The organism is Streptomyces sp. NPDC020965 (genome assembly GCF_044333555.1).
GTDB lineage: Bacteria > Actinomycetota > Actinomycetes > Streptomycetales > Streptomycetaceae > Streptomyces.
Genome location: NZ_JBIRRE010000002.1, coordinates 718,755 through 731,689 on the forward strand (window position 1 = coordinate 718,755; position 12,935 = coordinate 731,689).

Sequence of the window (12,935 nt, forward strand, 5' to 3'; positions counted from 1 at the left end):
CCCCGGGTGCGCCGGTGCTCACTCCCGACGCGGTCTCACAGGGCGCCCTTGCGCGTCAGATGGTTGAAGGCGAACCACCCCGGCAGCACCGGCAGCCACAGCGTCAGCATCCGGTACAGCAGTACTGCGGGCGCCGCGACCTCCTTCGGCACTCCCGCCGCGATCAGTCCGACGGTCAGCGCGCCCTCGACCGCGCCGACGCCACCCGGCGTCGGCGCCGCGGACCCCAGGGCGTTGCCCGCGAGGAAGACCACCGCGATGCTCGCGTAGCTCAGTGGTTGACTGCCGTCGCCGAACGCCCGGATCGAGGCGTCCAGACACATCACGAACACGCCGGTCAGCAGCAGCATCCCGCCGATGCCGGTGAGCAGCTTCACCGGCCGCTGGAGCACGTCCAGCAGCCGGGGCACCACCCCGGCGAACAGCGACCGCAGCCGGGTGGAGACGAACTTCCGCAGGAACGGGATGGCCGTCACCACCAGCACCAGCACCGCGACCGTCAGCAGGCCCGCGATCACCGTCCTGGACGGCGTGAGCGATGCCGTCTTCTCCGTACCGGTGAGATAGCCGAAGGAGAGCAGCAGCACGATATGCGCCCCGAGCCCGAAGAGCTGGGACGCGCCCACGCTCGCCACCGCGAGCCCCGGGCGCAGCCCCGCGCGCTGGAGGAAGCGGGTGTTCAGGGCGACACCGCCGACGGCGGCCGGGGCGACGATCTTCACGAAGGACCCGGCGACCTGCGCGAGCACGGTCCGGGGGAACGGCACGCGTTCGGGGACGAAGCCCAGCAGGCTCATCGCCGCCGCCACGTAGCTCAGTGCGGAGAACGCGACCGCCACCCCGACCCAGCCCCAGTGCGCCTGGTCGAAGACGGTGCCGAAGTCGATGCCCGCGAGCAGCGAGAGCAGGAAGTAGGCGGCGACGGCGCCGGCGATCAGACTGAGGAAGGTACGGGGGCGGATGCGTTCCAGCCGGACCGGTTCCACCGGCGCCTGGGGCCTGATCAGTAGTACCTGGCGGCGGATCAGGGTGAGCAGGTCCTCTTCCCTGACCTCGTCCATGGCCTCGTCCATGGCGCGCTTGTCGGCCTGCTTCTCGGCCCGCTCGGACTTCCGCACGGCCTTGCGGTCGTCGGCGTTGGCCGCTTCCGTACGGGACCGTTTGGCGGCGGCCGACGCCTCCAGGACCGCGTCCCGCTCGCGCTGGGAGCGCTCGCGGGCGAGCCTGCGCAGCGTGGCGCGGGTCGAGCGGGTCAGGGCGATCGGCTGGAGCAGCGGCAGGCAGTCGGCCACGGCGTCGGGGCCGAGGACCTCGACGGCGGTGGTCACCGCGCGCTCGGGGCCGACCCGGAGCCCGATGGTGGTGAGGAGCTGGGCGATGTCCATGCGGAGCACCACATCGCCCGCGGCGATCTCGCCACCGCGCAGATCGGTCAGGATTACCTTGCCGGTGCGGTCCACCAGGATCGCGTCGCTGTTCAGCCTGCGGTGCGCGATCCGGCGCGACTGGAGCGCCTTCACCTGCCGCCAGGCACCCCGTACGACGCCGTCGGTGATCTCGTCGTCGGCCATGGCGTCCAGCGAGCGACCGCCCAGGTGCTCGTAGACCAGCATGACGGCGTCGGGGCCCAGCTCGGAGGTGGCGATGAGTTTGGGGGCGTTGGCCCCGGCCGCGATGGCCGCGTACGCCAGCAGTGCTTCCTGTTCCAGGGCCTGGCGCAGGGACTGGAGGGAGCGGCGGGTGGTGATGGAGCGCAGGGTGAGTCGGCGCCAGACCCGGTAGAAGAACCCCTGCGCCTGCTGTTCGCGGTCGACCACGGTGACGTCGAGCGGCGGGCCGTCCTCCAGGGTGACCAGATAGCGGCGGCCCCGGTCGGTCTGTTCGGCCGGGGCGCGATCCGTCGGATCGTCGGGGGTGCCGCCGTCCGCGCCGTCATCCGTACGACTGCCGGCGCGGAGCGCGTAGGTGTGGGCGACGTCCTCGGCGCGCATCGCCTTGACCGGACGGAAACCGACATGGCGCAGACCCGCCATCAGGGTCTGTCCGGTGGGGCGCACATTGGGCGAGCCGACGGCGTACAGGGTGCCGTACGCGACGGTCCAGCCGAGGAGCACGGTCAGGATGATCGAGAACGGGGTGGTGTACCCGGCGACCAGCATCGCGAAGGCGTCGAGCAGCAGGACCACCCAGAGGATCACCCGCCAGCGGGGCCTGCGGGCCATGCCGACGGCGGTCATATAGGCGATCACGGGGGCCAGGTAGCCGTGGACGGGATCGGTCAGTCCGCCGTTGCTCTGTGTCTGTGTCAGCGCGTCCTGGAGGGTGCCCGGCGCGGCCTTGGCGACCCAGAGGTCGGTGGCGAGGGTCACGCCGTGCGCGAGTACGGCGGCGAGGACGCCGTCGGCGATGCGCAGTCCGTCGCGTTTGATCAGCCGTTCGATGGCGAAGGCGACCGGGACGAGGAGGACGGCGATGGAGGAGACCAGTCCGGCGATCTTCACCAGGAGGTCGGGGGCCTGGCCGGTGCCCTTGCTGATGTCGTGTTCGAGCCCGGTGGTGGTGCCCTGGGCGAACGCGGCGACGGCGAGTACGACGGCGATGGCGAGGATGCCGGTGAGCAGCCGCAGCAGATCGGACGGGCGGTGGACCCGGGCGGCGAGCAGTGGCTCGTCGCCCGGGACGCGATCGATGCTGGTCACATCGGGAACGGCGGAGAAGTCGTCCACGTCGGCCGGGCGGCCCGGGGGCTGCTTCGCCAGGGACGTCTTCGGTGTTCTCGGGGGCGTCGGTGTTGTCGGGGCCTTCGCGCCGGTGGCCGACGGGTCGCCGGGCGCCTTCTCCGTCGCGCCGGCCGGGGGTACGTCGCCGGTCGGGGGTACGTCGTGGCCCGGTCCGCCGCCGTCCAGTCGGGCACCGGCAGGTGCGTGATCGTCAGGCGTCGCGTGGTCGCCGGTCGGTGGTCTGTCGGGGGTCGACGGGTGGTCGGCGGTCGGCGAACCGTCCGCGCCGAGCGGGCCGCCCTCGGAGGGTGCTCCCGGCGGGCGGTCTCCGGCTGGCGGCTGGTCGCCCGTCGTCGGCTGGTCACCGGTGGTCGGCTGGTCACCGGCGTTCGGCGGAACGGGTGCGTCCGGGTACGACTCGGCATCGGGGGTGCTCGCCGCCCTGCCAGGCTGCACGCCCTGCTCCTTCGCCGTCTCGGTCTCTTCTTGGTCTCGTATCACCAGTCACCGCCCGGATGATGGTGGCACGACCGGACGACAGAGGGGGGTATCAGGGGGTATTGCGCGGGTGCGGCCGGTGGGGGAGAAATGCCTTCGTCCAGTCCGTACCATTCTGCACCCCTGCCAGGCCCTCTCGCTCCCGAGGCCGGGTGACCGGAGCCCGTTGTCCACAGGGTCCCGGGGCACTGTCGGTGGGGTGGGGCAGGATGGGTCGGATGGAAGAGCTTCCGGAGTACGCGGAGCGAGTGCTCGAAGTCGTCGAGCTGATCCCGCCCGGCCGCGTGATGACCTACGGCGATATCGCCGAATGGCTCGGCGACGGCGGCCCGCGCCAGGTCGGCCGGGTCCTGGCGCTGTACGGGGGCGCCGTCCCCTGGTGGCGGGTCGTGCGCGCGGACGGGACCCTGCTCCCCGGCCATGAGCAGCGCGCCCTCCCCCGGTACCGCACGGAGGGCACACCCCTCCGCGAGGCCCCGCGCGCTGCCGAAGGGCATATGCCGCGGCTCGATATGAAGCGGGCGCGGTGGGACGGCGAGGGCGCTCACATATGACAGCTTCCGTCCATCGACGGCGGCGCGGGTGATCTGAGGACCGTACGGAGTACGCACGGTCCGCGTCGGAGCCGGCGCACCCCCGCTCCGCACTGGCGTAGCGTCGTGGGCACGCGGCACCGACCGCTCCTTCACCACCAGCACACCCACCAGGACCGGCGATCCACTGTGAGTTCCTCCTCCACCACCGGGCGAACCCCGCACCAACGACAGGTGCGGCGGCGGACCCCGGGCGCGTACCGGCTGGTGCGTACGCAGCCGGGCACCGTGGATCCCCCCCTGTTGGACGCGACACAACGGACCGTGGTTGACCACGACCGCGGCCCCCTACTCGTGCTCGCCGGCCCGGGCACGGGCAAGACCACCACCCTCGTGGAGGCCGTCGCGGCACGCGTGGCGAAAGGGGCCGACCCGGAGCGCATCCTGGTGCTCACCTTCAGCCGCAAGGCGGCGGTGGAACTGCGGGACCGGATGGCGCTCCGGCTCGGCGGCGCCCGCGGGCCGCGGGCCACGACCTTCCACTCCTTCTGCTACGCCCTCGTCCGCGCCCACCAGGACGCCGACCTGTTCGCCGAACCGCTCCGGCTGCTGTCGGGGCCCGAGCAGGACGTCGCCGTACGGGAGCTGCTCACCGGCCAGATCGACCTGGAGGCGGAAGGACTCGCGCGCAACCACTGGCCCGACGAGCTGCGGGCCTGTCTGACCACGCGCGGTTTCGCCGACGAGGTGCGGGCGGTGCTGGCCCGCAGCCGGGAGCTGGGGCTCGGGCCCGCCTCGCTGGCCCGCTTCGCCGCCCGCACGGGCCGGCCCGACTGGCGGGCCGCCGCATCCTTCCTCGCCGAGTATCTGGACGTCCTCGACATGCAGGGCGTCCTGGACTACGCGGAGCTGGTGCACCGGGCGGTGCTGCTGGCCGAGCGGTCCGCGTCGCCGCTGGACTTCCCGTACGACGCCGTCTTCGTGGACGAGTACCAGGACACCGATCCGTCCCAGGTTCGGCTGCTCCAGGCGTTGGCGGGCGGGGGGCGGACCCTCGTCGCGTTCGGCGATCCGGACCAGTCGATCTACACCTTCCGCGGCGCCGATGTGAACGGCATCCTCGGATTCCCGCACGCCTTCCGGCATCCGGACGGCGCCCCGGCGGCCGTGGCGGTGCTGACGACGTCGCGCCGCAGCGGGGCGGGGCTGCTGGCGGCGACGCGCCTGCTGACGCGCCGGATGCCGTTGAACCGGCTGCCGGCGGAGAAGGTACGGGCGCACCGGGAGCTGTCGGCGGTGCGCGAGGGCGGCGCGGTCGAGGCGTACACCTTCCCGACGCCGTCCACGGAGCTGGACAACATCGCGGACATCGTGCGCCGTGCGCATCTTGAGGACGGCGTCCCCTGGCACGAGATGGCGGTTCTGGTCCGCGCGGGCGCCCGCACCATTCCCTCGATCCGGCGCGCCCTGACCTCGGCCGGGGTTCCGCTGGAGGTGGACGGGGCGGATGTGCCGCTGCGCCACGAGCCCGCGGTGGCTCCGCTGCTGACGGCTCTGCGGGCGGTGGCGCGGGCGGCGACCAGGCCGCCCGCGGCGGAGTCGGTGAAGCCGCTGGAGCCGCTGGATTCGGATGGGGCGGCTGTCGTGGCGGGTGCCGCGTCGGCGGAGTCGGCGCCATCGGCCGGGGGCCTGGAGGCCCGGGAGGCGGCGCCGGACACCGGGCCGGCGCGCGCCGGGGGCCCGGAGGCCCGGGAGACGGCGTCGGCGGATTCCCTCGGCCCGGACCATCCGGCCGGGTCCGTCGCCGGACCCGCGACCGACAGCGCCACCGCGACCACACCCACCACACCCGCGCGCGACACCCCCTGGCTGGACACCGAGACCGCCCTCACCCTGCTCGCCTCGCCTCTCGGCGGCATGGACTCCGCCGACCTCCGCCGACTCGGCCGCGCCCTCCGCGACGAGGAGCGCACCGCGGGCAACCGGGTCCCGCCCCCCTCCGACCTGCTGCTCGCCCGCGCCCTCGCCGAGCCCGAGCGGCTCGTCGCACACGACCCCGCGTACTCCTCCGGCGCCCAGCGGCTCGGCAGACTGCTCCGCGCCGCCCGGGAGCGCCTCGAACACGGCGGCACCGCCGAGGAAGCCCTCTGGGAGCTGTGGAACGGCACCTCCTGGCCGTCCCGGCTGGAGCGCGCCGCCCTCCGGGGCGGTGCGGGCGGCCGCAACGCCGACCGCGACCTGGACGCCGTCTGCGCCCTCTTCGACACCGCCGCCCGCGCCGAGGAGCGCACCGGCGGCCGCGGCGCGCTCAACTTCATCGAGGAGATCGAGGCCCAGGACATCGCCGCCGACACCCTCTCCGGCCGGGAGAGCGGTCCGGACGCGGTCCGGCTGATGACCGCGCACCGCGCCAAGGGCCTCGAATGGAGCCTCGTCGTCGTCGCCGGGGTCCAGGAGGGCCTGTGGCCCGACCTCCGGCGCCGGGGCTCCCTCCTGGAGGCCGACCGCATCGGCCGGGACGGCCTCGCCGAGCCCCTCACCCCCGGCGCCCTCCTCGCCGAGGAGCGCCGACTGTTCTACGTCGCCGCCACCCGCGCCCGGGACCGCCTCGTGGTCACCGCCGTGAAGGCGCCCGCCGACGACGGCGACCAGCCTTCCCGCTTCCTCACCGAACTGGGCGTCGAGCCCAAGGACATCACCGGCCGGCCCCGCCGTCCGCTCGCCGTCTCCGCGCTCGTCGCCGAACTGCGCGCGACGACCGTCGACCCGGAGGCGTCCCCCGCGCTGCGCGACGCGGCCGCCCGGCGCCTCGCCCGGCTCGCCGGCCTCAGCGACGACGAGGGACTGCCCCTGGTGCCCGTCGCCCACCCGGACCGCTGGTGGGGCCTGTACGAGCCCACGCACAGCGGCGTTCCCCTGCGGGACCGGAACCAGCCGGTCACCCTCTCCGGCAGCGCCCTCGACCAGCTCGCCAACACCTGCGCGCTCCAGTGGTTCCTCGGCCGTGAGGTGAAGGCCGACGCCCCCGCCACCGCCGCGCAGGGCTTCGGCAACGTCATCCATGTGCTCGCCGACGAGGTCGCCTCCGGTGAGACACCCGCCGATCTCGCCGTCCTGATGGAACGCCTCGACTCGGTCTGGGACGCGCTCGTCTTCGACGCCCCCTGGAAGTCGGAGCAGGAGAAGAAGCACGCGCGCGTCGCACTCGAACGCTTCCTCCGCTGGCATGTGATGGACCGTGGCGGGCGCACCCCCGCGGCCACCGAGCACGGTTTCGACGTCACCCTGGAGGCGGGGGAGTACGAGGTTCGGATCAAGGGGTCCATGGACCGCGTCGAGCGGGACGCCGACGGCCGCGCGTACGTCGTCGACTTCAAGACCGGCAAGCAGGCCCCCACCGGTCCCGAGGTCGCCCACCACCCCCAGCTCGCCGTCTATCAGCTGGCCGTCCGCGAGGGCGCGCTCGACGAGGCGTTCGACGGCCGGCGCCCCGAGCCGGGCGGGGCCGAACTCGTCCAGTTGCGTCTGCCCGCCCCGCAGAAGGAGGGCGGCGAGGAGCTTCCCAAGGTCCAGCCGCAGGAACCACTGGCGGGGGAGTGGGTCGGGGAACTGCTCGCCTCGGCGGCGGGCCGTGTGCTGGACGAACGGTTCACGCCGTCCACCGGTCAGCACTGCACCACCTGCGCGTTCCGCGCCTCGTGCAGCGCGCGGCCGGAGGGCCGCCACATCGTGGAGTGAGGTGTCCCACACCGGTGCCGTGAATTCTTGGGTGCGGAGCCGTCGTGGCCCCCGGGCGCCACGAGGACGGCCGCCCCCGAGCCGTGGGCGTCGCCCCCACGAGCCCCCCGTAAGTCTCAGCAGTCCGGGGGCCGTACCGCGCACCGCGCCGGACCGGGCGGGACCGCGCGCCGAGACCGTCCTCGGGTGAGTCTCCCCCTCGGCCCACCCGCGACGCCGTTGTCCGGAAGGGGTTGTCCACCAGGGTTGTCCACAGGGCACAGCGGCTGTCGGTGGCGCCCATTAGCCTCTCCAGGGTGACCTCACGCATCACCGATCCCGAGCAGCTCAAGGAGCTCCTCGGCATCCCCTTCACCCCGGAGCAGACGGCCTGCATCACAGCACCGCCAGCCCCGCAGGTCATCGTGGCCGGAGCCGGGTCGGGGAAGACGACGGTCATGGCGGCCCGGGTCGTATGGCTCGTCGGCACCGGGCAGGTCGCCCCCGAGCAGGTCCTCGGCCTCACCTTCACCAATAAGGCGGCCGGCGAGCTGACCGAGCGGGTCCGCAAGGCGCTCGTGCGCGCCGGGGTGACGGACCCCGATGTCATCGACCCGGACAACCCCCCCGGTGAGCCCCGCGTCTCCACGTATCACGCCTTCGCCGGCCAACTCCTCACCGACCACGGACTACGGATCGGTCTGGAGCCCACCGCCCGCCTCCTCGCCGACGCCACCCGCTATCAGCTCGCCGCCCGGGTGCTGCGCGAGGCCCCGGGGCCGTATCCGTCGCTCACCCGTTCTTTTCCCACCCTCGTCAGCGATCTGCTGGCACTCGACGCCGAGCTGTCGGAACACCTCGTCCGGCCCGAGCGGCTCGGCGCGTACGACGCCGAGGTGATGGCCGCCCTCGACGGCGTCCGGCTCTCCAACGCCGAGCTGCGCAAGATCCCCGAGGCGACGGCGGCCCGCCGTGAGCTGCTCGACCTGACCGTCCGCTACCGCGCGGCCAAGCGAGCCCGGGAGCTGCTCGACTTCGGCGACCAGATCGCACTCTCCGCCGAGCTGGCGCTCACCCGGCCCGCCGTGGGGGCGATCCTGCGGGACGAGTTCCGGGTCGTCCTGCTCGATGAGTACCAGGACACCTCGGTCGCCCAGCGGCTGCTGCTGTCGGGTCTGTTCGGCCAGGGCACCGGCCATGCCGTGACCGCCGTCGGCGACCCCTGCCAGGCCATCTACGGCTGGCGCGGCGCGTCCGTCGCCAATCTGGACGACTTCCCGGCGCACTTCCCGTACGCCGACGGCAGGCCGGCCGACCGCTTCGCGCTCAGTGAGAACCGCCGCAGCGGCGGGCGGCTGCTCCAGCTCGCCAATGACCTCGCCACCCCACTGCGCGCGATGCACCGCGGTGTCGAGGCGCTGCGCCCCGCCCCGGGAGCCGAGCGGGACGGATCGGTCCGTATCGCTCTCCTCCCTTCCCATGCGGAGGAGATCGACTGGCTCGCCGACTCGATCGCCCATCTGGTGCGGACGGGCGTCCCGGCCGGTGAGATCGCGGTGCTGTGCCGTACCGCCGGTGACTTCCCCGAGATCCAGGGCGCGCTGGTCGCCCGGGATGTCCCGGTCGAGGTCGTCGGCCTCTCCGGACTGCTCCACCTGCCCGAGGTCGCCGACCTCGTCGCGGTCTGCGAGGTCCTCCAGGATCCGGGGGCCAATGCCTCCCTGGTCCGCCTGCTCACCGGTCCGCGCTGGCGGATCGGCCCGCGGGATCTGGCGCTGCTGGGCCGCCGCGCCCGGCTGCTGGTCCACCGCGCCGGCGCCGGGGGCGACGATCCGGACGAGCGCCTCGCCGCCGCCGTCGAGGGCACCGACCCCGCCGAGGTCATCTCGCTCGCCGACGCGCTGGACACCTTCCTCGAATCGGCCGATGGAGACGACGAGCTGCCGTTCTCGGCCGATGCCCGCGTCCGCTTCGCCCGTCTCGCGGCCGAGCTGCGCGAGCTGCGCCGATCGCTGGCCGATCCGCTGATGGACGTGCTGCACCGCGTTCTCGGCACGACCGGTCTGGAGGTCGAGCTGTCCGCCTCGCCGCACGCCCTGGCCGCCAGGCGGCGCGAGACGCTCGGCAATTTCCTGGACACCGCGGCCGGATTCGCCGCCCTGGACGGGGAGGCGTCGCTCCTCGCCTTCCTGGCGTTCCTCCGGACGGCCGCGCAGTACGAGAAGGGCCTGGACAACGCTCTCCCCGGGGGCGAGAACACGGTCAAGGTGCTGACCGCGCACAAGTCCAAGGGGCTGGAGTGGGACGTGGTCGCGGTCCCGGGCCTGATCACCAAGCAGTTCCCGAGCGACCGGTCGCGCGAGTCCTGGACCACCCACCCCCAGGTGCTCCCGCACGCCCTGCGGGGTGACGCGGTGACGCTCCCGGACGTCGAGAGCTGGGACGCGAAGGGGCTCAAGTCCTTCAAGGACGCCATGAAGGCCCACCAGCACACGGAGGAACTCCGGCTCGGCTATGTCACCTTCACCCGCCCGCGCTCCCTGCTGCTCGGCTCGGGGCACTGGTGGGGGCCGAACCAGAAGCGGCGCCGGGGACCTTCGGACTTCCTGAAGGCGCTGTACGAGCACTGCGCGGACGGCTTCGGCGAGATCGAGGCATGGGCGGACGAGCCGCCGGAGGACGCCGAGAATCCGGCCCTGCTGGCCTCGGGCCCGGACCGGGCCTGGCCGCTGCCGCTGGACCCGGTCTCGCTCCGCCGCCGTCGCGAGGCGGCGGAGACGGTCCGGGCCCATCTGCGCGGTGAGTACGGCGAGTACGGCGAGCCGGTCCGCGACCGGCGCGCACGGGCGGAAGGACCGGAGGAAGCGGGAGGACCGGGGGAAGACCTGTTCGCCGGAGACCCCTTCCCGGCCGACCCGTTCGAGGACGATCTCTCCGAGGACACCCCCTTCCCGGCCGACCCCTGCCAGGACAGCCCCTTCGAGGACGACCCCTCCTTCGAGGACGCCCCGTACCCGCCCGACCCGTACGCCGCCGACCCGTACGCCGCCGACCCGTACGCCGCCGACCCGTACCCGCCCGCCCCGGGCCCGGACGGCCCCTTCCCGCCCCGCCCGCACCAGACGACTCCCCATCAGCCCGTCCCGCACCAGCCCGTCCCGCACCAGCCCGTCCCGCACCAGCCCGTCCCGCACCAGGCGGGCCCACCGCCCCGGGAGACCTCCGCCCCCTTCCCCGCGCCCTCCACCCGCTCCGCGCTCTCCGCCGAGGACGCCCGGGCCATCGAGTCCTGGGACCGCGATCTGCACGCCCTCACCGGAGAGCTGCGCCGGGCCCGCTCCACCACGCGCGAGGTGCCGCTCCCACCCTCGCTCACCGCGTCCCAGCTCATACGTCTCGCCGCCGACCCCGAGGGTTTCACCCAGGAGCTGGCCCGCCCCATGCCCCGGCCCCCGCAGCCCGCGGCGCGTCGGGGCACCCGGTTCCACGCCTGGGTGGAGTCCCGGTTCGAGGAGTTGCCACTGCCCCTGCTCGGCCCGGACGAGCTGCCCGGGAGCGAGACCGGTGCCGAGGCGGCCGAGATCGCCGACGAGCGGGACCTCGCCGCGCTCAAGGAGGCGTTCGAGCGCACCCCGTACGCCCGTCGCACTCCGTACCGCGTGGAGGCACCGTTCCAGATCACCCTGGCCGGCCGGGTGATCCGGGGCCGGATCGACGCGGTCTACCGCACCCCCGCGCTCAGCGGGCGGGGTGACACCTCTCACAGCTACGAGATCGTCGACTGGAAGACCAGCCGGGCCGTCGCCGCCGATCCCCTTCAGCTCGCCATCTACCGCCTCGCCTGGGCCGAACAACACGCTCTCCCCCCGGAGGCCGTGGACGCGGCGTTCGTCTTCGTCCGCGGTGGTGAGGTCGTCCGCCCCCAGAATCTGCCGGGCCGGGCCGAGCTGGAACGCATCCTGCTGGGCGAGACGGCGGAGGAGGCGGGTGCTGAGGCCCGTTAGGCTCAGACGCATGAGCGAGACCCCGGACAGCGCCGTCCGTACGTACATCCAGCGGCACCGTGCCGCCTTCCTCGACGACCTCGTGGACTGGCTGCGGATTCCCTCCGTGTCGGCACAGCCCGAGCACGCGGGGGACGTACGGCGCAGCGCGGAGTGGCTCGTCGCCGCGTTCGGCGAGACCGGGTTCCCGGTCGCCGAGGTGTGGCCGACGGCGGGCGCCCCCGCGGTGTACGCGGAGTGGCCGTCCGACGACCCGGACGCCCCGACGGTCCTGGTCTATGGCCACCACGACGTCCAGCCCGCGGCCCGCGAGGACGGCTGGCGCACGGACCCCTTCGAGCCGGTGCTCGCGGACGGCAGGCTGTACGCCCGGGGCGCCGCTGACGACAAGGGCCAGGTCTTCTTCCACACCCTGGGCGTACGGGCGCATCTCGCCGCCACCGGGCGCTCCGCACCGGCCGTCCATCTGAAGCTGCTGATCGAGGGCGAGGAGGAGTCCGGCTCCACGAACTTCCGCGCCCTCGTCGAGGACAACGCCGAACGTCTCGCCGCCGATGTCGTGGTCGTTTCGGACACGGGTATGTGGTCCGAGACCACTCCCACCGTCTGTACCGGTATGCGCGGCCTCGCGGACTGTGAGATCGAGCTGTACGGCCCCGACCAGGACATCCACTCCGGTTCCTTCGGTGGTGCCGTCCCCAATCCGGCCACGATCGCCGCCCGGCTCGTCGCCGCGCTGCACGACGCGGACGAGCGGGTCACCATCCCCGGGTTCTACGACGGTGTCGCCCCGCTCACCGATGCCGAGCGGGAGCTCTTCGCCGAGCTGCCCTTCGACGAGGATGCCTGGCTGGCCGCCGCCAAGTCCCACGGCACCCTCGGCGAGAGCGGTTACTCGACGCTGGAGCGCGTCTGGGCCCGTCCGACCGCCGAGCTGAACGGCATCGGTGGCGGTTACCAGGGCCCCGGCGGCAAGACGATCATTCCGTCGTCGGCCACCCTGAAGCTCACGTTCCGCCTGGTCGCGGGGCAGGACCCGGGCACGATCGAGGTCGCGGTGAGCCGGTGGGTGGCGAACCACGTCCCCCAGGGCATCCGGTACGACCTGACGTTCGCCGCCTCGACCCGCCCCTGTCTGACCCCGCTGGACCACCCCGCTCTGCGGTCGGTCGTCCGGGCCATGAGCCTGGCCTTCGACGGGCAGAAGATCCGCTTCACCCGCGAGGGAGGCTCCGGGCCCGCCGCCGACCTCCAGGACGTGCTCGGCGCGCCCGTGCTCTTCCTCGGCATCTCCGTACCGTCCGACGGCTGGCACGCGCCCAACGAGAAGGTCGAGGTGGACCTGCTGCTCAAGGGTGTGGAGACGGCAGCCCATCTGTGGGAGGACCTCGCCACCGCCCTCGGCTGACCCCTTACACCGCTTGACCCCTTACACCGCTTGATCCGTTGCACCGCTGAACTGA

The 12,935-nt window shown here is 73.4% G+C and carries 5 protein-coding genes; 4 read left to right on the forward strand and 1 reads right to left on the reverse strand.

All coding sequences use genetic code 11. The annotated features are described in order from the left end of the window. Positions 1 to 35 precede the first annotated feature (35 nt). Positions 36 to 2,726: a lysylphosphatidylglycerol synthase domain-containing protein gene (locus ACH4S7_RS10120; protein ID WP_398520732.1), complete on the reverse strand. Its 2,691-nt coding sequence runs from the start codon at positions 2,724 to 2,726 to the stop codon at positions 36 to 38. Positions 2,727 to 3,427: 701 nt separating this feature from the next. Here ACH4S7_RS10120 and ACH4S7_RS10125 point away from each other — a divergent pair. The 4 genes from ACH4S7_RS10125 (at position 3,428) to ACH4S7_RS10140 (ending at position 12,880) form a co-directional block, all read left to right on the forward strand. Next, positions 3,428 to 3,772: an MGMT family protein gene (locus ACH4S7_RS10125; protein WP_398520630.1), complete on the forward strand. Its 345-nt coding sequence runs from the start codon at positions 3,428 to 3,430 to the stop codon at positions 3,770 to 3,772. Between the two features lie 168 nt (positions 3,773 to 3,940). Continuing rightward, positions 3,941 to 7,489, forward strand: a complete 3,549-nt coding sequence (locus ACH4S7_RS10130) for an ATP-dependent helicase (protein WP_398520631.1) — start codon at positions 3,941 to 3,943, stop codon at positions 7,487 to 7,489. A gap of 296 nt (positions 7,490 to 7,785) precedes the next feature. Beyond that, positions 7,786 to 11,472, forward strand: a complete 3,687-nt coding sequence (locus ACH4S7_RS10135) for a UvrD-helicase domain-containing protein (RefSeq protein ID WP_398520632.1) — start codon at positions 7,786 to 7,788, stop codon at positions 11,470 to 11,472. A 10-nt stretch (positions 11,473 to 11,482) separates the two neighbouring features. Then, the gene (locus tag ACH4S7_RS10140; RefSeq protein ID WP_398520633.1) at positions 11,483 to 12,880 is read left to right on the forward strand and encodes a dipeptidase; all 1,398 of its coding nucleotides are present in this window, start codon (positions 11,483 to 11,485) and stop codon (positions 12,878 to 12,880) included. Positions 12,881 to 12,935: the final 55 nt, after the last annotated feature.